The organism is Ectothiorhodospira sp. BSL-9 (assembly GCF_001632845.1).
Taxonomy (GTDB): Bacteria; Pseudomonadota; Gammaproteobacteria; order Ectothiorhodospirales; family Ectothiorhodospiraceae; genus Ectothiorhodospira.
In genome coordinates this window covers 1,321,880-1,343,311 of the sequence record NZ_CP011994.1, presented here as the reverse complement: position 1 = coordinate 1,343,311, position 21,432 = coordinate 1,321,880, and the positions used below count along the sequence as shown (strand labels likewise).

Annotated in this window: 19 protein-coding genes; 8 read left to right on the top strand and 11 right to left on the bottom strand. The window is 64.6% G+C overall.

Going from position 1 to position 21,432, the window contains the following annotated elements; translation table 11 throughout:
* Positions 1 to 24 precede the first annotated feature (24 nt).
* The gene (locus ECTOBSL9_RS06330) at positions 25 to 1,005 is read right to left on the bottom strand and encodes a ChaN family lipoprotein (RefSeq protein WP_063464357.1); all 981 of its coding nucleotides are present in this window, start codon (positions 1,003 to 1,005) and stop codon (positions 25 to 27) included.
* 183 nt (positions 1,006 to 1,188) lie between these two features.
* Here ECTOBSL9_RS06330 and rnd point away from each other — a divergent pair, with 183 nt between their 5' ends.
* Positions 1,189 to 2,358 (top strand): ribonuclease D, encoded by a 1,170-nt coding sequence (rnd, locus tag ECTOBSL9_RS06325; RefSeq protein WP_063464356.1) that lies wholly within the window; start codon positions 1,189 to 1,191, stop codon positions 2,356 to 2,358.
* A gap of 64 nt (positions 2,359 to 2,422) precedes the next feature.
* Positions 2,423 to 2,911, top strand: a complete 489-nt coding sequence (locus tag ECTOBSL9_RS06320) for a peptidylprolyl isomerase (protein WP_063464355.1) — start codon at positions 2,423 to 2,425, stop codon at positions 2,909 to 2,911.
* Positions 2,912 to 3,015: 104 nt separating this feature from the next.
* Here ECTOBSL9_RS06320 and ECTOBSL9_RS06315 read toward each other — a convergent pair whose 3' ends face one another.
* Both ECTOBSL9_RS06315 and ECTOBSL9_RS06310 read right to left on the bottom strand, forming a co-directional pair.
* Positions 3,016 to 3,222, bottom strand: coding sequence for a cold-shock protein (locus ECTOBSL9_RS06315; protein ID WP_025280460.1), 207 nt, complete (start codon positions 3,220 to 3,222; stop codon positions 3,016 to 3,018).
* A 252-nt stretch (positions 3,223 to 3,474) separates the two neighbouring features.
* Entirely contained in the window at positions 3,475 to 3,870 is a 396-nt protein-coding gene (locus ECTOBSL9_RS06310) for a hypothetical protein (RefSeq protein ID WP_240481072.1), read from the bottom strand.
* A 293-nt stretch (positions 3,871 to 4,163) separates the two neighbouring features.
* Between ECTOBSL9_RS06310 and ECTOBSL9_RS06305 the strand changes: the two genes are divergently transcribed.
* Positions 4,164 to 4,712 (top strand): SprT-like domain-containing protein, encoded by a 549-nt coding sequence (locus tag ECTOBSL9_RS06305; RefSeq protein ID WP_082829774.1) that lies wholly within the window; start codon positions 4,164 to 4,166, stop codon positions 4,710 to 4,712.
* A gap of 116 nt (positions 4,713 to 4,828) precedes the next feature.
* Here ECTOBSL9_RS06305 and ECTOBSL9_RS06300 read toward each other — a convergent pair whose 3' ends face one another.
* Positions 4,829 to 6,730, bottom strand: a complete 1,902-nt coding sequence (locus ECTOBSL9_RS06300) for an ATP-binding cassette domain-containing protein (protein WP_063464353.1) — start codon at positions 6,728 to 6,730, stop codon at positions 4,829 to 4,831.
* Between the two features lie 144 nt (positions 6,731 to 6,874).
* Between ECTOBSL9_RS06300 and ECTOBSL9_RS06295 the strand changes: the two genes are divergently transcribed.
* From ECTOBSL9_RS06295 to ECTOBSL9_RS06285, 3 genes are all read left to right on the top strand, one after another.
* Positions 6,875 to 7,723: a hypothetical protein gene (locus tag ECTOBSL9_RS06295; RefSeq protein ID WP_063464352.1), complete on the top strand. Its 849-nt coding sequence runs from the start codon at positions 6,875 to 6,877 to the stop codon at positions 7,721 to 7,723.
* Positions 7,724 to 7,744: 21 nt separating this feature from the next.
* Entirely contained in the window at positions 7,745 to 8,818 is a 1,074-nt protein-coding gene (locus ECTOBSL9_RS06290; RefSeq protein ID WP_063464351.1) for a homoserine O-succinyltransferase, read from the top strand.
* Positions 8,819 to 8,899: 81 nt separating this feature from the next.
* Positions 8,900 to 10,231, top strand: coding sequence for an MFS transporter (locus tag ECTOBSL9_RS06285; RefSeq protein WP_063464350.1), 1,332 nt, complete (start codon positions 8,900 to 8,902; stop codon positions 10,229 to 10,231).
* 76 nt (positions 10,232 to 10,307) lie between these two features.
* Here the strand turns inward: ECTOBSL9_RS06285 and ECTOBSL9_RS06280 are convergent, their stop codons facing one another.
* The 3 genes from ECTOBSL9_RS06280 to ECTOBSL9_RS06270 all read right to left on the bottom strand — a co-directional run bounded on the left by ECTOBSL9_RS06280 (position 10,308) and on the right by ECTOBSL9_RS06270 (position 14,724).
* Positions 10,308 to 10,589, bottom strand: a complete 282-nt coding sequence (locus ECTOBSL9_RS06280) for an ACT domain-containing protein (RefSeq protein WP_063464349.1) — start codon at positions 10,587 to 10,589, stop codon at positions 10,308 to 10,310.
* Positions 10,586 to 12,313: an acetolactate synthase 2 catalytic subunit gene (gene ilvG / locus ECTOBSL9_RS06275; RefSeq protein WP_063464348.1), complete on the bottom strand. Its 1,728-nt coding sequence runs from the start codon at positions 12,311 to 12,313 to the stop codon at positions 10,586 to 10,588. The genes ECTOBSL9_RS06280 and ilvG overlap by 4 nt, the downstream gene beginning before the upstream one ends.
* Positions 12,314 to 12,540: 227 nt before the next feature.
* Positions 12,541 to 14,724 carry a tRNA(Met) cytidine acetyltransferase TmcA gene (locus ECTOBSL9_RS06270; protein ID WP_156500055.1) on the bottom strand — a complete coding sequence of 728 codons (2,184 nt, stop codon included), beginning with the start codon at positions 14,722 to 14,724 and terminating at the stop codon, positions 12,541 to 12,543.
* Between the two features lie 217 nt (positions 14,725 to 14,941).
* On the opposite strand from ECTOBSL9_RS06270, the gene ECTOBSL9_RS06265 reads away from it, so the two are divergent.
* The gene (locus tag ECTOBSL9_RS06265; RefSeq protein ID WP_025282765.1) at positions 14,942 to 15,145 is read left to right on the top strand and encodes a cold-shock protein; all 204 of its coding nucleotides are present in this window, start codon (positions 14,942 to 14,944) and stop codon (positions 15,143 to 15,145) included.
* Positions 15,146 to 15,265: 120 nt separating this feature from the next.
* Here ECTOBSL9_RS06265 and ECTOBSL9_RS06260 read toward each other — a convergent pair whose 3' ends face one another.
* From ECTOBSL9_RS06260 to ECTOBSL9_RS06245, 4 genes are all read right to left on the bottom strand, one after another.
* On the bottom strand, positions 15,266 to 15,877 hold the full coding sequence (locus ECTOBSL9_RS06260) for a cytochrome b/b6 domain-containing protein (protein ID WP_063464346.1): 612 nt from the start codon (positions 15,875 to 15,877) through the stop codon (positions 15,266 to 15,268).
* 12 nt (positions 15,878 to 15,889) lie between these two features.
* Positions 15,890 to 17,530 (bottom strand): tetrathionate reductase family octaheme c-type cytochrome, encoded by a 1,641-nt coding sequence (locus tag ECTOBSL9_RS06255; RefSeq protein ID WP_240481071.1) that lies wholly within the window; start codon positions 17,528 to 17,530, stop codon positions 15,890 to 15,892.
* Between the two features lie 183 nt (positions 17,531 to 17,713).
* Positions 17,714 to 18,721 carry a glycosyltransferase family 2 protein gene (locus ECTOBSL9_RS06250; RefSeq protein ID WP_063466044.1) on the bottom strand — a complete coding sequence of 336 codons (1,008 nt, stop codon included), beginning with the start codon at positions 18,719 to 18,721 and terminating at the stop codon, positions 17,714 to 17,716.
* A 68-nt stretch (positions 18,722 to 18,789) separates the two neighbouring features.
* Positions 18,790 to 19,701: a lysylphosphatidylglycerol synthase transmembrane domain-containing protein gene (locus tag ECTOBSL9_RS06245; protein ID WP_063464344.1), complete on the bottom strand. Its 912-nt coding sequence runs from the start codon at positions 19,699 to 19,701 to the stop codon at positions 18,790 to 18,792.
* A gap of 132 nt (positions 19,702 to 19,833) precedes the next feature.
* Between ECTOBSL9_RS06245 and ECTOBSL9_RS06240 the strand changes: the two genes are divergently transcribed.
* Positions 19,834 to 21,405, top strand: a complete 1,572-nt coding sequence (locus tag ECTOBSL9_RS06240; protein ID WP_063464343.1) for a glycosyltransferase family 39 protein — start codon at positions 19,834 to 19,836, stop codon at positions 21,403 to 21,405.
* Positions 21,406 to 21,432: the final 27 nt, after the last annotated feature.

Here is a 21,432-nt window from a genome sequence, read left to right as displayed (position 1 = left end):
TCTTCATGACGTTGGCCGCGCGGGTTATGAGGATTGCTTGCGCATCCCCTCCAGTTGCTCCCGGAAGTCGTCACAGGGGTCGGTGATCCGCTGGCGCGGGGTGAACAGGATCACGTCATACACGCCCTCCGTGGCGGTGGTGTAATCCTCGATGGACTCATCCCCCTCGCGCACCTCCACAAAGGCCAGGCTCAGCACCGGGCTTTGCGCCTCCCGGGCCTGCAGATACCGGGGCACCCCGTAATCACGACGCACATGACCGCTGCCGGCGATGAGCACGATCGGGCGATCGGCCGTGTCCAGCAGCCGGTCGGCCATGTGGGCATCCCGGGCCCGCTGGGCATCCACCATGCCACCGGTGCGCTCCGCCGGCAGGAAGCCGCAATGGGCATCGACGATATGTTCGATCAAGCGGCGCCCCACCGGGCCCGGCAGGGGCTCGTTCAGGCCCAGGCGCCGGCGTTCAGCCTCGTCCATGTGCTCGCGCAGTCCATCCCGGGCCACCTGCATGGCCTCCTCGCTGGAGAGATTGGCGGCCACCAGCGGCTGGTCCTGATCCAGCGCCCACTGCACCAGCGGGCGATAGGCATCCCAGGGCCAGTGGCGGTCCTCCACCCCGGCGGCGTCAGCCAGCACATCGGCGTCCGTCTCGCCCTGGGCGCGCAGGCTGTCCAAACGGGACTGATGCTCAAGATCAAAGATCTCCATGGCCAGCGCCGGGGGCCTGTCCGCCGCCGCCAGGGTCTGGATCAACGCCAGTTGCCAGGCATGATGATCCGGATTGCCATGCACTTCCCCCAGCAACAGGATGCCTGCCTCCATCAGCCGTTCGTCCAGGCCCTCCCGGGAAAGCTGGCGCTGCTCGTCGGGAGACCAGATCTGCCCCACCAGGGGATGATCCTGCAGATGCGGCGCCAGCCACTCATGGCCCTGGGCGTGTGCGGGAAGACACATGAGCAGGCCCAGGCCCACGGTAGACAGAAGATGATGCAAACGAAATCGCATGGAGGCTTTCCTGCACTGGATTGATCGGTGAACCCGGGTGGAGGGTTATACTGACCCGTGGCCAGTATCGCCCAAAACCCTTACCGCAAAAAACACCATGGAGCCCCTGATGGACCCTGTATTCCCCGCCTTCGGTGACCTTGTCACCATCGCCACACACGCACGCGGCAGGGGGCGTTGAACATGGAAACAGTCCCGTTCATCGACCGGCCCGAGGCCCTCAAGGCCTTCTGCGAGCGCCTCAAGGGCGTGGAATGGTTCGCCCTGGATACGGAATTCATCCGCGAGAAGACCTATTACCCCCAGCTGTGCCTGATTCAGGTGGCCACCCCCGAGGAGGTCGCCTGCATCGATCCGCTCAACCTGGATGATCTCTCGCCCCTCACCCACCTGCTGTTCGACCCGAACATCACCAAGGTGTTGCATGCGGCCAGCCAGGATCTGGAGATCTTCTTCCACCAGCAGGGGCGCGTGCCCGGCCCCATCTTCGATACCCAGGTGGCCGCTGCCCTGCTGGGCCATGGCGATCAGATCGGTTATGGCAAGCTTATCCAGCTGGTGCTGGGGGTGGAGCTGGAGAAGGGGCAGTCGCGCACCGACTGGGCCCAGCGCCCACTGGAGCCGGTTCAGCTGAGCTATGCCGCCGATGATGTGCATTACCTGGCCCAGGCCTACCCGGTGATGCGTCAGGCCCTGGAAGACAATGGGCGGCTGGCCTGGCTGGAGGATGATTTTCAGCGCATGCAGGATCCGCGCACCTACCAGCCCGACCCGGAGACCATCTGGCGGCGCCTGAAGGGCATCAACACCCTGCGCGGCGAACAGGCCCTGGCCGTGGCCCGCGACCTGGCCCGCTGGCGCGAACAGGAGGCCATGCGCCTGGACCGCCCGCGCCGCTGGCTGCTCCAGGACGAGGTGATCCTGGACCTGGCCCGCCGCAAGCCCCGGGACCTCAAGACCCTCGAACGGGTGCGGGGTCTGGCCGAACAGACCGTGCGCCGCCACGGCGAAACCCTGCTGGAGTTGATTCGCGCGGGTGCCCAATGCCCTTCGGCCGACTGCCCCACCCTGCCCCCACGGATACGCCTGGAGGCCGATCAGGAGGCCCTGGTGGATGTGGCCATGGGCCTGCTGCGTCATCTGGCACTGAAAAACGACATCAGCCCGGCCGCCATCGCCACCCGCCGTGATCTGGAGGCCCTGGTGTCGGGTGACCCGGACTGCTCGCTCCTGCAGGGCTGGCGTGCTCGCCTCGCTGGACGTGAACTGTCGGCCTGGCTGCGAGGGGAGACGGGCCTTTCCGTGCGAGGTCACCAGCTCACGCTAACCCACGGCGGGAACCTGGAAAGATGAAGTCGCCCCCGCATGCGCGTTAGACTGGGGCCTCATTCATGAAAGAAGTTGGAGGAACGGCCGCATGCAGATCGGCAGCAACAAGGTGGTAAGCATTGATTACAAGCTTACCGACGACGAAGGCCGGGTGATCGATCACTCCTCCGATCGTGGGCCTCTGGCCTACCTTCACGGGGCGGGCAATATCATTCCTGGGCTGGAAACAGCTCTTGAGGGCAAGAAGCAGGGTGACGAACTCAATGTTCGCGTAGAGCCGGCACAGGCCTACGGAGAACGGGATGAACAGATGATCCAGACCCTGAATCGCAGTCAGTTTCAGGGCGTTGACGAACTGGAAGTGGGCATGCAGTTCCACGCCGGTAACCAGAACGGTGGCGTGCAGGTGGTCACGGTCGTGTCCATCGAGGGTGATGATGTCACCATCGACGCCAACCATCCCCTGGCTGGCACCACCTTGAACTTTGATGTCACGGTACGTGAAGTGCGCGAGGCCTCTCCCGAAGAGCTGGAACACGGTCACGCACACACCGACGAAGGGGCCAACGATCACTGATCGTCAGTCCGTTTGAAGGGGCCCGAAACCAGATAAGGCCCAAAAAAAACCCCGCCGGTGATGACTCACCGGCGGGGTTTTTTCATGATCGAATTCCGGCTTGTTTAGCCTTCAACGGTCACGTTAACGGCCTGCAGACCCTTGGGACCCTGCTGAACCTGGTAGTTGACCTTCTGACCTTCGGCCAGGGTCTTGAAGCCATCAGCGGAGATCGCTGAGTAATGCACGAACACGTCGGCACCGCCATCTGCGGGGGCGATAAACCCAAAGCCCTTCGTTTCATTAAACCACTTTACAGTACCGGTAGACATTGATCCTAACCTCAATCTTTTCTTTCAGGTGAGTACAACTCCATGCAGCGGGCCGGTGCCGACGTCGAACGGACAACTCAAACCGCTACATGGGCCCAGTCTATCCGCTTCCCGCCCCACACGCCATACCGGTATAACCCAAAGCACTGTATTCGAGGCCGCCCGGACGCGCGCCCAGGGAATTTTCCCTTTCAAGATCAGGATATTGGGCGCGTTTGCCTTGTACCATAATATTTGCGGTTGAAGCCCGCATCAGGCAGCCGCATAGATGCCTCGAGCCGTATTCACCACCCGACCATTGCGTTTGAGGTAGGCCAGGGTCTGGCTGATATTGCGCGCTTCGAAGCCCCGGGATTCCAGTTCGCCCTTGAGTTCCCTGGTGCTCATCTGGCCACGCTCGTTGATGATGTCCACCACGTGCTGGCTGAGATTGGAGGCACTCGAGCCACGACCGCGGCCCTTGGCTTTACCCGCCCCCAATTGCTTGATCTGTTTATCCAGGGCTGCCAGTTCAGCTTTGTGACGGGCCACCACCTCACTGCGCTGTGCCTGCAATTGGCTGAGACGCTCCCGCTGCTCTTCCTCCATTTGACGACGCTCGTCTTCCTGGCGCTGGCGGGCCAGTTCGTACAATTCTTCAGAAGTCATGGTTTCAAGCGACTGGGTCATTTTTCTCACACGCCAATGATCATTTTATAGTTGGATACCCTTAACAAGCGCCGGTTCCAAGGGCAGGTAAAGTCGTGAAGCATTGCTGCTTGACCAACACCGGGATCCATGGATCCGACCCTTCGGGGTTTTGGTTTCTTTATCGATAACGCAGACATTTTAGCGTTTTGCACAGGGAAAGTAGAATGCCCTTGCTGGCTTGGTGCAACGCGTGCAAACCGGCTATCCTTGCTCTCATCCCATCCCCCCTTTCCCGGATTCCCACACCTGCGATGCCCCTTGATGATTCCCGCCAACAGGCCATCCGACAAACGGCCCATGACCTGTTTGTAAGGGCCGCCGCCTGGTACGACATCACCACCCCACCGCCGCCAGTGAATCTGAACCTGCGTGGGCGCGCGGCGGGTCAATGGCGTGTGATCTGCGGGGAGGAATCGCTGCGGTTCAACCCGTACATCTTTGCCCAGGACTGGGACAATCACTTTCCCGGGACCGTGGCCCACGAGGTGGCACACAGCATCGTTTACCGACGCTTTGGTCTGGGCGCGGACCGGCGACGGCCCCACGGGCCGGAGTGGCGGGAGGTCATGTTGAGGCTCGGCTTCGAACCCCGGGTGACCCATTCATCGGATCTGTCCGGGGTGCCCATACGGCGCACCCGCAAGTTCCCTTATCGCTGCAGTTGCAACGTCTACGCCCTGGGTACCCGGCGGCATCGAACGGCCCAGGCCGGGGAGCGCATCTACTATTGCCGCAACTGCGGCGAAACCCTGCGCTTTGCCCCGGAAGAACCCCTGGCCCCTCACGTAAAAGCCACATAGACTCCCTGCTCCCCCGAGGGGGTGAAGCAGGCACTGTGCCGATCCTTCCCCCTCACCCCAACCCCTCTCCCCCCGGGGAGAGGGGCTCGAAACGTCGCTTTCATCATCGGGGAGCCTCAGCCACCCGATTCCAGCGTCTCCCAGCGCTCATAGGCCTGGGCCAGCTCGGCTTCCAGGGATTCCATCCGGGTTTGTACCGCGGCGATCTCATCCTTGGACTGCTGATAGAAAGCCGGGTCTGCCATGGCCTGCTGAATGTCTGCCAGTTCCGCTTCCAGGCTCTCGATGCGCTTGGGCAGGGCGTCCAGTTCCCGTTGATCCTTGTAACCGAGTTTGGCGGGGCGTGGTGCCGGCTTGGCCTTGGCGGCCTCCGTGGCCCGCTGGGCCTTGGCCGATGCAGCGCTTGACGCGCCGGATCGGGATTTGGGCCGCTGCCGCAACCAGTCGGAGTAGCCCCCCACGTATTCCTGGAAACACCCCTCCCCCTCGAAGGCGATGACACTGGTGGCCACGTTATCCAGGAAGTCACGGTCGTGGCTCACCACCAGCACGGTACCGGGGAATTCCACCACCCGCGCCTCCAGCATCTCCAGGGTGTCCGCATCCAGATCGTTGGTGGGTTCGTCCAGCACCAGCACGTTGGCCGGGCGGGTGAACAGCTTGGCCAGCAGCAGGCGGTTGCGCTCCCCCCCCGAGAGGGCCTTCACCGGCTGACGGGCGCGGGCCGGCTCGAAGAGAAAATCCTGCAGATAGGACAGCACATGGCGGCTTTCATCCCCCAGGGTGAGTCGGTCGCGACCCTCACCCACGTTGTCCATCACGCTGGCCTCTTCGTCCAGCGCGGCCCGGTGCTGATCGAAGTAGGCCACCTCCAGATTGGTTCCCAGGCGGATGTGACCGGACTGGGGCTCCAGCTGTCCCAACAGGAGCTTGAGCAAGGTGGTCTTGCCCGCGCCGTTGGGGCCGAGGATGCCCACCTTGTCGCCGCGCATGACCAGCGCGGAAAAGTCCCGGATCACCGGCTTGCCGTCAAAGCTGAAGCTGACGTTCTCGGCCTCCGCCACGATGCGCCCGGAGGGTGCCGCCGAGCGGGTCTGCAAGCGCGCCGTACCCTGACGCTCGCGCCGCTCGCTGCGCTCCGCCCGCAGGGCCTTGAGGGCCCGCACCCGCCCCTCGTTACGGGTGCGCCGGGCCTTGATGCCCTGGCGGATCCAGACTTCTTCCTGGGCGAGCTTCTTGTCGAACAGGGCATTCTGGCGCTCTTCCGCCTCCAGGGCCTCGGCCTTGCGGGTGAGGTAGGTGTCGTAGTCGCCGGGCCAGCTGGTGAGACGGCCACGATCCAGCTCGATGATGCGGGTGGCCAGTCGCCGCAGGAAGGCCCGATCGTGGGTGATGAACAGCAGGGTGCCCTCGAACCCCAGCAGAAACTCTTCCAGCCATTCGATGGCAGCCACGTCCAGGTGGTTGGTAGGCTCGTCCAGCAACAGCAGGTCCGGTCCCGTGACCAGGGCCCGGGCCAGCAGCACACGACGTTTCAGGCCACCCGACAGACCATGGAACGGGGCGTCTGCCTCAAGCCCCAGGCGCGACAGCACCATGTCCACCCGCTGTTCCAGCATCCAGCCATCGGCCGCCTCCAGTTCGTGCTGGCACTGCTCCAGGGCCTTGAGCTGGGCCTCGTCAGCACCGGTCTCCATGGCGCGAATCAGGCCATGATAGCGGCGCACCGTGTCACCCAGGGCGCCGAGGCCATCGGCAACCACATCGTAAACGCTGCCCTCAACGCCCTTCGGGACCGCCTGCTCCAGCATGGCCACCTTGAGGCCATCACTGCGCACGATGTCGCCATCGTCGGCCTGTATCTCTCCCTTGAGCATGCGCATCAGGGTGGATTTGCCCGCACCGTTGCGGCCAACCAGGCAAAGGCGCTCCCCGGGCTCGATGGTCAGATCCACGCCGTCCAGCAACGGGTGATGACCATAACTGAGTTGGATATTGCGCATGACCAGCAAAGGCATGAAGGTTCCGGCAGGGTTTGGGCGTACCCGCATTGTAACCGGAAGCCGCGGGTCTCAAACGTCCAACCGAGGAGCCGGGTGACACCCGCGGCCCAAACATCAGTAAAATGGGGAATCATCCACCCATCACACGATGAGCACGCCTTGAAACTCCTGGCCTCCGAGTACCGGCACTGGCGCAACAAATCCATCACCCTGCTGGGGATGTCCGGCGTGGGCAAGACGCGCCTGTCTCACCTGCTGCGACGCGCCCACTGGTTCCACTATTCCGGCGATTACCGCATCGGTACCCGCTATCTGGATGAACCCATCCTGGACAACATCAAGCGCCAGGTGATGCACATCGAGTTCCTGCGGGACCTGCTGCGCTCGGATTCCATCAGCATCGTCAACAACCTGTCGGTGGACAACCTCCAGCCGGTGTCCAGTTTTCTGGGGAAGCTGGGCGACCCGGAGAAGGGCGGCCTGTCGCTGAAGGAGTTCAAGCGCCGCCAGCGCCTGCACCACGACGGCGAAGTGAACGCCATGCGGGATGTGCCGGACTTCATCCGCAAGGCGCATGAGATCTATGGATTCGACCACGTGGTCAACGACGCCGGTGGCAGCGTGTGCGAACTGGACGACCCGGGTGTGATGGAACTGCTGGCCGAGCACTCCCTCATCATTTACATCAAGGCCACCGACCGGGACGAGCGGGAACTGATCCAGCGGGCCGAGGAAAGCCCCAAGCCACTGTATTACCGAGAGGACTTCCTGGACCGTGAACTGGACGTGTATCTCAGGGAGAACGACCTGCGTTACGTGGCCCAGATCGACCCGGATCAGTTCGTGCGCTGGATGTTCCCGCGCCTGTTCCGCGACCGCCTGCCCCGCTACGAGGCCCTGGCGGACCAGTACGGCTATACCATCACCACCGATGAACTGGCGCAGGTACACAGCGAAGACCAGTTCAACGCGTTGATCGAGAAGGCACTGGAAAGACAGACTTTCTGAACCCCGGACCCGGACCCCACCATGCCGCTTGTCGCCAACTCCGAACTGCCCACGTTTTCCCGTCTCCAGCAAGAAGGCCAGACGGTGCTGGCCGGGGCCTATGCCCTGCGCCAGGACATCCGCGCCATGCACATCGGGCTGCTGAACATGATGCCGGACGCCGCCCTGGCGGCCACCGAGCGCCAGTTCTTCCGGCTCGTGGGCGAGAGCAACCAGATCGCCCAGTTCTATCTGCACCCCTTCACCCTGGATGCCCTCAAGCGCGGTCCCAAGGGGCGCCAACACGTGGAGCGCTATTACGAGCCCTGGGAGCAGATTCAGGAGCAGGGCCTGGACGCCCTGATCATCACCGGCGCCAATGTCACCCAGCCGGATCTGTCGCTGGAGCCCTTCTGGAAGCCCTTGATCCAGGTGATTGACTGGGCCCACGAGAACGTGACCTCCACCCTGTGCTCCTGCCTGGCCACCCATGCGGTGATGCAGTTCCGCTACGGCCAGACCCGCAGCCCGCTGGGGTTCAAGCGCTGGGGGGTGTATTCCCATCGGGTGGTGGATCGCACCCACCCCCTGGTGGCGGGCGTGAATACCCGCTTCGATGTGCCCCACTCCCGCTTCAACCACGTTTCCCGCGAGCAGTTCGAGGCCGCCGGGCTCAAGGTGCTGGCAGAGAGCGAGGAAGCCGGTGTGCATCTGGCGGTGAGCGAGGACGAGTTCCGTATCGTCTTCTTCCAGGGGCACCCGGAGTACGACCTCATCAGCCTGCTCAAGGAGTACAAGCGGGAGGTCAAGCGCTATGCGGCGGGGGAGCGTCCCGATTATCCGCCCGTGGTGCAGAACTATTTCAGCCTCAAGAGCCAGGCAATCCTGGAAGAACACCGGGAACAGTTGAACCTGGCCCTGGCCCGCAACGAGGAACCCCCGGAGTTTCCCGAGCAGCTCATCACCGAGCAACTGGACAACACCTGGCACGACACGGCCGAGGCGGTGATCAATAACTGGATAGGCAACGTCTATCAATATACCCACATTGATCGCAAGCGCCCCTTCCGTGACGAGGTGGACCCAGCAAACCCCCTGAACCGCAGCCGCGGCTGACCCCGCGCGCCATCCATGGACCATCGAATCCAGGGCGCCAGCCTTCCCAAGAGGTGACGCGCCCACTGAAGGATCCTGCCCATGTCAGCACAACCGCCCTTCCAGCAGCCCTCGCGCCCCGTGGTGGAACTCTACGAGACCCTCACGGGAGACGAGGACGCCCGGGTCTGCAAGGACATCCCCGACGCCGCCTGCCGGGTGCAGCCGGCGAATTTCTTCGTCCATCTGATCTCCAACACCGCCTCCAAGATCGGTGATGAACTGGCCAGTGCCCGCCTGGTGCTGGCCTGGCTCATGGCCGCCCTGGGCGCCCCGGCGGCGCTGGCCGGATTCCTGGTCCCCATCCGTGAATCCGGTTCCCTGCTGCCGCAGTTGTTCGTGGCCGCCTACATCCGCCGCGCGGCGGTGCGCAAGTGGTTCTGGGTATGGGGCAGCGTGGGTCAGGGGGTGGCCGTCATGCTCATGGCCGTGGTGGCCCTCACCCTTACCGGGGCCGCCGCCGGCTGGGCCATCATCGGTCTTCTGGCGCTGTTTGCCCTGTCCCGGGGGGTCAACTCCGTGGCCTCCAAGGATGTCCTGGGCAAGACCATCGCCAAACAGCGCCGCGGCACCCTCATGGGCTATGCCGCTGCTGCGGCCGGTGTCGTCACCCTGGGAGTGGGGGTGTGGCTCACCTTTCAGGCCAGCGAGGATGCAGGCATCGGCTTCTTCGTGGCCCTGCTCATGATCGCCGGCGGACTCTGGCTGCTGGCCGCCCTGGTGTTTGCCGCCCTCCAGGAGGCGCCGGGAGCCACCGAGGGGGGTGGCAATGCCGTCACCGAGGGCCTGCGTTCCCTGAGCCTGATGCGCACGGATCGGCCCTTCCGGCACTTCGTGATCACCCGGGCCCTGCTCATGACCACCGCCCTGGCCCTGCCCTTTTACGTGATCCTGGCCCAGCAGGAAGGCTCCGGTGATATCTCCGGCCTGGGCATCCTGATTGTGGCCATGGGGCTGGCCGGTGCCCTCAGCGCCCCTTTCTGGGGGCGATTCTCGGACCGTTCCAGTCGCCAGGTGCTGATGCTGTCCGGCGCCATGGCCGGACTGCTGGGGGTACTGGTCTTCGCCCTGGTGACCCTGGGCATGGACTGGGCCGCCACCCACTGGGCCTTCGCCGGCTACCTGTTCATCATGGGCATCGCCCACGCTGGCATCCGCCTGGGCCGCAAGACCTATCTGGTGGACATGGCCACCACCGAGACCCGCGCCGCCTACACCGCCGTGAGCAATACCCTCATCGGCGCCCTGCTGCTGGTGGGCGGCCTGTTCGGCATGGTGGCCCAACTGGCCGGCACCGCCGCCGCCATCCTGGTGCTGTCCCTGTTCACCCTGGCCGGCGTCGCCAGCGCCTGGCGGCTGGAGGAAGTGCAATAGGATCGGCGGCCCACCATTCGCGGGCAGGCCCGCTCCCACAAAAACCCTCCCGACACAGAGTCAGGGGGGCGTTGGGCTAGCCGGCGGCCATTCGGGGGGCGTTGGCGGGTTCATCCGCGGCCCCGGCCGCATGCAGCGCCGCCAGGTGCTCCACATCACACAGCTTCTCCAGCTGCCGGGCCAGCATGGCCGGGTCGCGGCTGCCGGACACCTTGAGCCGCACATGATAGCGGTGGCCATCGTCATCCAGACGCACGTGCATGTCCCGCACCTCGAAACCCCGGGAGCGCACCGTGCGCAGGATACGCTCAAGACTGCCATCGGCCGGGCGGGCCAGTAACTGGAATTGCGGGTTCATGCGACTTCCTCCTCGATCATCTGGTCATTGGACATGCCCGGCCCGACAATGGGCCAGACATTCTGTTCACGGGCCACCGGGATATGCAGGAGCAGCGGCCCCTGGGTCTCCAGGCAGGCCTCGATGGCGGCATCCACCGAATCCACGCCCTCGATGCGCAGCGCCGGGATACCGAAGGCCTGGGCCACCTGGACAAAGTCCGGGTTATCCGACAGATCCACCTCCGCCAGGCGCCCCTCATAGAAGAGCTCCTGCTGCTGGCGCACCATGCCCAGGTACTGGTTATCAAAGATCACCATCTTCACCGGCAGGTTGTAACGGCGCAGGGTGGCCAGCTCCTGCACGTTCATCATGAAGGAGCCATCGCCACTGATATTGATCACCTGGGCGCTGGGGTGCGCCATCTGGGCGCCAATGGCCGCTGGCAGGCCAAACCCCATGGCCCCCAGGCCGCCACTGGTGAGGTGTCGACGCGGGTGCGAAAAACCATAGAACTGGGCCACCCACATCTGGTGCTGGCCCACGTCACAGGCGATATGGGTCTGGGCATCGGCCTGCTCGGAGAGGCGCCTGAGAAAGCGCAGTGCCGGGAAGGTATCGCCCTTTTCCGGCGGCAGGCGAAAATCCCCCACCCGGCGCAGCTCGGCGCAATGGTCCCGCCAGGCCTCGGTGGACGAAGGCGTGGCCAGGGCTGGCAGCAGGCGATTCAGATCCCCCAGCAGCGACACCTGGGGTGGGCGCAGCTTGGAGACCTCGGCGGCATCCACGTCCAGATGGATCACCCGGGCATGGGGGGCAAAATCCGCCAGCCGCCCGGTGGCCCGGTCATCGAAGCGCGCCCCCACCACCACCAGCAGATCACAGGCCTGCACCGCCCGGTTGGCACAGGGCGCCCCGTGCATGCCCAGCATGCCCATGTTCAGGGGATGATCCGCCGTCAGCAGGCCCAGCCCCTTGAGGGTGGTGACCACCGGAGCCCCGGTGGCCTCGACAAAGCCGCGAAAGGCCTCCACTGCCTCGGCCAGCACCACGCCGCCGCCGGCATAGATGACGGGCTGATCCGCTTCGGCCAGCAGCGCGCGGGCCCGGGCCAATCCCTGCTCATCAAGGGCTGGAGCGTCATGGGTAACGGCCGCCTCCGCGGTTGCCCACAACGCCCCAGGCAAGGGGGCCAGTTGCACATCCTTGGGAATGTCCACCCAGACGGGGCCGGGACGCCCCTCCTGGGCCAGCCAGATGGCCTCTTCCAGGATGCCGGGCAGATCCTCCACTCGGCGGACCAGGTAGCTGTGCTTGGTGATGGGGAGTGTCAGACCCAGGACATCGGTCTCCTGGAAGGCATCGGTGCCCATGAGTCCGGTGGGGACCTGGCCGGTGATCACCAGCAGGGGCACCGAGTCCATGTGGGCGTCGGCAATGGCGGTGATGAGGTTGGTGGCGCCAGGGCCCGACGTGGCGATGCACACCCCCAGGCGCCCGGAGGATCGGGCAAAGCCATTGGCGGCGAAGCCAGCGGCCTGTTCGTGGCGGGTGAGGATGTGCTTCAAGGCGCCGGGTTGTCGGGCCAGTGCATCGTAAAGGGGCATGATGGCCCCACCCGGATAACCGAATGCGGTGTCGACACCATGACGCCGCAGGATCTGGATAACGGCATCGGCACCGTTGCAAGGGTCTTGATCCGGGGCTTGAGCCCCGTCGGCGGTGGCGGCTTGGCTGGGCGGCATGGTGTCACTCTCCTGCTGGGTCCTGTCTTTTTTGGGCGGCCATAACGCAAAAACCCCCGGGGGTTGCCCGGGGGTTTTTGCAGGAATCGGATCGGTGTGGTCAGATCGTCAGCGCAACAGGCTCCCGGGCCGTGGGGGTGCCACGACTACCAGTACCCGTACGCTGACCATGTGACCGAACATTAGATGGCGATCCGAATAGTTGTGTTGTTCACTTGGTCTTGATCTTAAGCGGCCCAAAACCGCTTGGCAACCCCTTCCACCGCCTCGCGCAGACATCGGATCACCGATTTGCGCCCCGACACCCCCAGCGCGCGGGCCGTCGCCTCCCAGGAGCGCTGTTGCAGCAGGCACATCACCAGTGCGTGACGCTGGGCCCTGGGCAACCCGGCCAGGCGCGTCGGATCGGCCAGGCCCCAGCGGATCAGGGCACCCAGTTCGGGAAGGCAGGCTTCGAAGGGGCGCTGCCAGAGGGCAAAGGCCTCCAGGGCCGGAATGTCCGTCGGACCGGGCGGCGGAGCACCCGAACCGGCGCCCAGTGCCAGCGCCAGGTCCGCATCCATGAAACGCAGGGGGCCGGCCAGCAGTTGCGGCAGACCGCGAACGAAATGGCTGCGCGCCGGTTTCATGACCTCTTGCCCGGCCTGGGTGAGTGGGCGCAGCACCGTGGCGCCCCAGCCACCACTGCTCACCTCCGGCTTGACGCCGATGCGGGTGACTTCGAACCCCTCGCCACGCCAGAAATCCAGGAGTTCCGGCGTGGCCCCAAAGCCCGCCCCCACCAGATCGGCGCCACCCTGGCGCGCATGATCCACCACCTGCCTCAACAGGGCCGTGCCCAGGCCCTGTCGTTGCAACCGGGGATGCACGGCAATCCGCACCACCCGCTCATAATCAAGACGGCCCGAGGCCGGCGGGGCTCCACCATGGAGAATCATCCCCACCGGCAGAAAATGCCCCTGGGGCCGGCGCTGGCCCCGGGCCACAGCCTGGGTCAGCTCGTCATCCAGCCCCCCTTCACGCGCCAGCAGCGCCACGGCCACCACCTGCCCCTGATGGCGCCAGGCCAGCACCTGGAGGCCGGAGTCATCCAGCAGGCGCTGGAGATCCGAGGGGCGGGTGCGGTAATGGGCCAGCACCAGCAGACCAAAGACCTGTTCCAGCAGGGGTTCGTCCTCCAGCCACAGAGAAGGTGACAGCACCTGGGCCACGACCTCCCCGGGGTTTGGCCGGGCCTCATGCCCCACCTCGGCCGGCCGAGCGCTGAGCATCAACAAACGATCCATGAGGGCCTCCACCGGATCATCCGCCGCCCAGCGGATGGGCTGGGTCAGGTGCAGAAAACGGGTCTGCGGGGCACGGCGTCGGAGAATCTCCTGGAACCGGGTCGCAAACCCCTGCCCGGCCCCCTCATAGCCATGAATGGTGGTGGCAAAGGCGACCCGCTGATGCCCCTCCAGCAGGCGGACCAGCCAGTGGACGGGGATCCCGGCGGCCTCATCCACCAGCAACAGGTCCGCCGGGATGTCACAGGCCTCGCCAGGGGAACCATATTCCAGAACGGCACCAGGGACCTCCAGCCTGGAGCCCCGATCATGCCCCGCGCCGGGGCTTTTGCCCTCCAGAACATCCCGAGCATGAGTGAACACCGGCGTCACCGAAGCGAGACGAGGCGCGGTGACCAGGATGCGGTAAGGGGCATCAGCCACCGCCAGGTCTCGGCGGGCCGTCAGGAGACGGGCGGCAGCGATGCCCAGGGCCGCGGATTTGCCCCGCCCCCGGTCGGCGGTGAGCACCAGCGGGCGTCCGGCCCGTCCATGGGCCAGGCGCTCCAGGGCCTGAACAGCCTGACGCTGATCCCTTGTGAGGCAGTCATCCGCATCGGGCGCCCGGGGCATGCCCACCGACAGGGACAAAGGCACAGGCAGATCCCGGGCCGTCAGGCTCTCCCCTGACGGATTCAGCGGCACCAGCCCCGCCTCCCCCAGAACACGCAGACACCACTGCCCGAAACGGGAGGCCCTTGCCTGGAGTCGGGGCAGGATCAACAGGACCACCCCCCCCCCGCGCACTGCCCCCGTGGCAGCCCCCAGGGCGTCGGGATGCAAGCCGGCGGTAGCGTCCAGAATCAGGGCATCCAGCGTCCGGCCCAGCAAGGTATCGGCCTGGGCCGGGGGCAGGTGTGGGCACGGGGCCGGAGAGGCCGATGCGGGTCCCACCCAGGCCATCCGCGTGGTTTCGGACAAAGCGCCACACCAGTCCCGTGCCAGCGCCTGCATGGGCTCGACCGGGCCGGCCAGCCAGACAAGGCGACGGTGCTCCGGGGAATCAGCCGGTGTGGTCCGGACTTCAGCGCTGGAACGCGGTGACCGATGGGCCGGGTCGTGCCGGGAAACCTGGGGTGAGGACATGGTCTTGCCGTGGGGGCCAAAGTGGCGTGCTGCCCGTGAGAAGGACTGGATCACTGGAACGGAAAAATGTGAAACAGTTATAGCATCCAACCAGGGTCAGGCGTATGATCGGGCGAGCAGACATTGTGAAAGCCCTGACTGGACGGGCCTGAATCGCTTGATGGTATGGACTTCACTCGCTCTGCTCTTTTGTTCTTTTGATCGAGGTAATACTGAAGTGCTGACTGGTACCGTGAAGTGGTTTAACGAAAGCAAGGGTTTTGGGTTCATCACCCCCGATGATGGCGGCAAGGATGTCTTTGTACATTTCTCGTCCATCGAAGGCGGTGGTTTCCGTACGCTGGCCGAAGGTCAGAAGGTCTCCTTCGAGACCCAGACCACGCCCAAGGGCATGGCTGCAGCGAACGTCCAGCCCGCCTGATCAGGTTCAAGGGCCGGGGGCGCAAGCCTGCCGAACCCAGCAGACCTGACCATAGAATTGAGTGATGCGAACCCCGCCTTGGCGGGGTTCTTTTGTTTCAGGGCCTCCCTTCCCCCAGCTTCAGTGGCTGTCCGACCGCCCTTCCTTCTTCCCGGTGAACATGGATTTCAGATAAGCGTACCAGGGATCACCCGTGGTGCCGGCCATGTACACGTGACCGAGAATGAAGACCAGCAGCGCGAAGGTGGCCGCCACGTGCACATAGGCCACGGTGGCAAAGCTGACCAGGCCCTCCAGGGCCGTACCCCGCCAGGCAGCGTAGAACAGCAGCAGCAGCCCGGAAATCCACAGCGCTGGGGCGATGGCCACCTTGAAGCTGAAATAGGCCATGCGCTGCAAGGGGTTATGCTTGGACGAGGGCGTCTGGGTATAGGGCTTGGCCTCCCCCGAAAAGATGCCGTAGGCGTAGTACATCATCACCGCCAGCATGCCCCGATGCGTGGGCACGTACTGACGCCACTCGCCGGTGACCACATGCCAGAAGATGGTGAAGGCCCACAGCACGATCAGCCCCCAGGCCAGGATGATATGGGTGGAGAAGGCCGTGTTGTATCCCAGCAGCCCATGGCTGCCATGAAGCTCCAGACCGGTCAGCAGCAGGCCGAAGATCAGCACCGCCTGGCTCCAGTGCCAGAAGCGCTCATACAGGGTGAAGATACGAACTGAACTCATGGTGTGCACTCGTCAGTGGTAGCGGCGGCGATAGAGCCAGTAACGGACTCCCCCATGGCCCAGCACACCCAGCAGGGTGAGGGTCACGGCCGCCCAGCCGATGGGTTCGATCCAGGGATGACGATCCCGCCCTGGAATGTAAGGCCCGGGCAGATCCGCCAGGCGCCCGTCCGTGCTATGACAGGACTCACAGCTCAGGGCCTGCTCCTTGGGCGCCACCATGTGATTCACCGGCCAGTACATGCGGGTGTCCACGAAATCGAAGCTGCCACTGAAGGTGGCATCAGTCTGACCGGCGCGCCGGGCCTCGGCCATGCCCGAGATGATGGCCTTGTCCCAGTCGTAACCCCGCCAGAAGGCATTCTCGTCCCGGCCAAACAGGTGGGCCAGTAGCAGGGTCTCGAACTGCGTGTCATAGGGCTGGCGCCCCTCCATGACCTTGAAGGGCCAGATGCGGGCGCGCGGGTCATCGGGACCGCCTTCAGGGAAGTTCACTTCCACCGGCTGACTGGGGTCGATGCGATCACCCAGCAGGGTGTAGCGCATGTTGCCGTCGAACCAGCGATAGATGGGGGGGTAGTCCTCGTCCCAGCGAAAGTCTCCCTTCATGCCGTCATAGACCACATTGCCTTCCTCATCCTTGCGCACGACGGGGCGCCCATCCTCGTCACGCTCGCCGGCGGTGGACCAGTCCCAGAAGGTCTTCGTGGGCATGCCGCCCCGGGCCAGTTCCGGCACATGACAGGTCTGGCAGGCGATGCGCTCCACGTGCTGGTTGAGCTTGTCGTGGATGCGGGTGTCATGGGGTTCGCTGCCATGGCAGGACTCGCAGGATGGCCGTTCGCTCTCGCGCCCGGGCACGCTGATGCCGCCCTCGGCCTTGGCGGTCACATGGTAGCGACTGCCTTCCTGGATATGTCCGCTGAATTCATGGCAGGTGGAGCAACTGAAATCCAGCCCGTCCGGTGACATGTGCACGTCAACGGAATGGGCGGGAGACAACAGCGTGCTGTCCAGATCGCCATGCTTGACCGCATCGCCGCCGCCCCCCTCGAAGTGACAGGAACCGCAGGTCTCGCGGCTGGTCTTGCCCACGTTCTGGGCCACCTCGGCCAGGTCGGGGGCCTTGAACAGGGTGCCACGGAACACGGTGTCCTCGGCGGGCGGATGGCCGCCGCCGGTGGGGAACTTCACATAGGTGCCAGTGGTGTCGTGGCATACCAGGCAGTCGACCTTTTCCTCGGCGGTGAAATCAAAATCAGGACCGTCGAAGTCGTAACCCGTATGACAGGAGCTGCAACGCTCCTCGCTGCCCGCAATCCCCAGGCACAGGTTATTGAGGGCAAAGCGCTTGCCCAGCTTCTGGCCGGTTTCCGGCTGATCATACTCCCAGGTCCAGTGGATGCTGCGATGGACCTGAAGGGCCGCCTCGGTATGGCACTCCAGGCAGGCCCGGGTGACATCGGGACCCGACTCGAACGGGCCACTGAGCTGTTCGAACTTGCGGTGATCCGCAGTGCTCTCCAGCAGCAGGGTGGGAGCATCCAGGGTGGCTACCGCCGGCGACCGGTCCGGCTCCTGTGCCACGACAGGTGCCATCAACAGGGTCAGCATGATTCCGAGCAGGAAAGAGCAGACAAGGGGTCTTGACACGAATGACTCCTCGGGAGGTGTCGCGGAGGAAGGTCCCGGCGGGCCGCAGAATGCCGCGCTGCGTAACGGAACCTATCGAGACCGCTGATGGGTCGATTAATTAGCATTCACTAATAAACCACTCCGACCCCTCGCGCCATGGCAAAAGGCGAAGTCCATGACCCACATCAAAGGCGGCCCACGTCAACCGGCACGATGCCAGTCGGCCTGCTCGGCACGCTCATAGCCGCCAGCGCGAACCACATAGGAGCGGATGCGACCGGATTCGAAATAGGTGCGGGCCATGAGTTCGCTGAGCACGCCGGTGGTCAGCAGCTGCACCGACACCAGCACGCACATCACCCCCACGAACAACAGCGGGCGCGTGCCGATGCTCTCGTTCAGCAACACCTTCACCAGGAACAGATAGCCCAGGATCACCGAGCCCAGCCCCCCGAAGACCAGGCCGATGGAGCCGAAGAAATGCCCGGGCCGCGCCTTGTAGCGCATGAAGAAATACACCGACAGCAGATCCAGGATCACCCGGAAGGTGCGGGAAATACCGTACTTGGAGTCCCCATGAGCCCGGGCATGGTGGGTGACCACATGCTCGCGGATGCGCCGGGGCGACGTCTGGGTGGCGAACCAGGCGGGGATGAAACGGTGCATCTCCCCATAGAGCCGCACTCCCTTGAGGACATCGGCCCGGAACACCTTGAGGCTGCAACCGTAGTCGTGCAGGTTCACCTTGGTGGTCCAGCGTATGAGCTTGTTGGCGATGCGCGAGGGGATCTTGCGTTTCCACAGGTCATCATGACGATCCTTGCGCCACCCGGCCACCATGTCCAGGTCCTCCTCCAGCAGGCGTCGCACCATGGCGGGAATGTCGCTGGGGTCATTTTGCAGATCCCCGTCCAGAGTGGCGATGATACTGCCCCGGGCATGGTCGATACCCGCCTGCATGGCGGCGGTCTGACCAAAATTGCGCTGCAGGCACACCACCCGCACATGCCGGCCATGGCGCTTGCGTTGCTCCAGCATGCGGTCGGGCGTGGCATCCGCGCTGCCGTCATCCACCAGCACCACCTCCCAGGGGATGGGCTGCCCCGCCAGGGCCTCGTGGATGCGCTCCACCAGGGGGACCACATTGTCCTCCTCGTTGTACATGGGCACCACCAGGGACAGGGACAACCCCTCCTCGGTCACATACATGGCGTAGCCCAGGCCATCGCCGGGGCTGGCTTCGTTGGCCGAAGGTTCGGTGGGAAGCGGATTGGACATCAGGTTTCTCCTCGGGTCGCCGGGAGCCAGGGCACCAGGGCACCGGCGACAAGGGTTGATCCCAGCAGGAACAAATGCAGGTTGATGGCAGCCGCCAGGGCATCCTGGGCGGGTACACCGAAGGGCAGCAGGGCCGCCATGACACCGGCCTCATAGGTACCGGCCCCGGCCACACCGTGCACCGGCAGCACACTGGTGAGGTCGCCGGCGATCACCGCCAGCCACAGGGCAGCGGCGGGGGCCTCCAGGAACAGGGCCAGCACCCAGACAAAGACGGCAAGTTTGACGACCCAGTTGCCCATGGTCCAGCCCCAGGCCCGCCAGAAGGCCCGGGGCGACTCGGGCAGGGCCTGCAAGGCCCGGAGCATCAGGGATGCCAGACGATGGTCCTCCCAGGGTTCGATCCGGGCCATCAGGAAAGGTGCCATGCGGCGGATGAGCGGCAGGGTGGCCAGCCACATGAGCGACAGCGCCAGCGCCGGCCCCACCCCCAGGGCATGACTGCCCAGGGCCAGCAGGGCAAAAAACCCCAGGGTGTGAAGGTCCATCAAACGGAACCACAGCAGCACCGGCACCGAGTTCAGCGGTGGCACCTGGAAATAACGCGCCATGAGCAGCGGGAAGCTCAACTCCCCGGTGCGCATGGGCAGCAGGTTATTCAGCAGATTGTGGGTGAGGGTGAGGCGCAGGCAGGCACCGAAGCGGCCCGTCATCACCGGCCGATAATAGTCGTACAGGCGCAGGGTGCGCAGGGCGTAGGTCACTCCGGTCAGCAGGGCAGCCACGATGACCAGGCCCCAGGAGAGTTCCACCCAGGGAGCCAGCACCCGTGACCAGCCGTAGGCCAGTTCCACGAAGACAACAAAGGCGCCGAAAATGGCGATGGAGATGAGAAGTTTGAGGTGAGGCATGGGCTTGTGGAGCGTTTCATCCGCACGAGGGCTGCAGGATCTCCGGCGCGATGGCGCCGACTGAGGGCAGAGCACTGCGGCGCTCTTTGGTACACTGCCGACCCGTTCAGTTGCCCCGACAGGTCCGATGGCATGTCCCGCTTTGCCGACCCCCTGAGTCCCGATCTGGATCAACTCTCACTGCGCTGGCTGTGGGTGCTGTTCCTGGCCGCCCTGTTCACGGGCTTTTTCTACAACCTGCATGGCTTCGCCCTGTTCGATCTGGACGAAGGCGCCTTCAGCGAGGCCACCCGGAACATGCTGGAGCGCGGGGATTTCCTGGCCACCTACCTGTTCGGCGAGCCGCGCTATGATAAGCCGATACTGATCTACTGGCTACAGGCCCTGAGCGTGAGCGCCCTGGGGCTGAATGAATTCGCCCTGCGACTACCCTCGGCCCTGGCCTCGGCTGGCTGGATGCTGCTCATCTGGGCCTTCACCCGTCGCGTACTGGACCACCCTACGGCGCTGGCTGCCGGCATCATCGGTGCCACCACCATCGGTATCGTCATTGTGGGTCGCGGTGCCATCGCCGACGCCGCCCTGAACCTGTTCATCGCCGGTGCCATGTTCGCCATCTTTCTGCACTTCCGGGAGGGGGGCAACCGCTGGGTATACCTGGCCTTCGTCTGCATGGGCCTGGGCTTTCTCACCAAGGGGCCGGTGGCGGTGGTCATCCCGCTGGCGGTCAGCCTGATCTTCTATGTGCTCAAGGGGCGCTGGCGCGACTGGCTCAGAGCCGCCTTCAACCCCCTGGGCATCGTCCTGTTCCTGCTGCTGGTGCTGCCCTGGTATCTGGCCATCACCTGGCGGGAGGGGCCAGGTTTCCTGTTGGGATTCTTCCTGGAGCACAACCTGCAACGCTTCCTGGAGCCCATGGAGAGCCATAGCGGGCCCCTCTATTACTACCTGCCGGTGCTGCTGGTGGTGATGCTCCCCTACACCACGGTGATGCTGCGCAGCTTTGTGGAACTCAAGGACCGGTTCCGGGATGATCTGCAGGGCTATCTGCTGCTGTGGTTCCTGTTCGTGCTGGCCCTGTTCTCCCTGGCCAGCACCAAGCTGCCCCACTACATCTTCTACGGCATCACGCCCCTGTTCATCCTCATGGCCATGCACCTGGATGCGGTGCGCAGCCGCTTCCTGCTGTTCCTGCCCCCTGCCCTGCTGTTTGGCGCGCTACTGGCCCTGCCGGAGCTGGTGGGGCTGATCAAGCCCCATGTGGACGATGACTTCATCCTGGCCCTGCTCAGTGATTACCAGCAGCATTTCGGCCCCCTGTGGCATGCCTTCTTTGCCATTGCCACGGTGGCCGCAGTGTTCTTCATGTTCGACCGGCGCATGGCCCGGGCCTGGCGGATCTTCCTGCTGGGGCTGGTGATGAACGTGGGCGTGGCCGGCCTGCTGCTCCCGGCAGCCGCCGGCCTGCAACAGGCTCCCATCAAGGAGGCAGGCCTGGCGGCCCGCGACCTGCCCGATACGGTGGTCATGTGGCGCCTGCACAACCCCAGCTTCAACATCTACGCACAGCGCAGCGTGGAGCGCCGAGAACCCGAGGTGGGGGAAGTGGCCGTCACCAAGCAGGACTCCCTGGAGCGGCTGGAGGACTACGAGATCCTGTTCTCACAACGCGGGGTGGTGCTGGTGAGGGTGCTGGCCTGGTGAGGGCGGCACAAGTCCGGCGGCGGCACT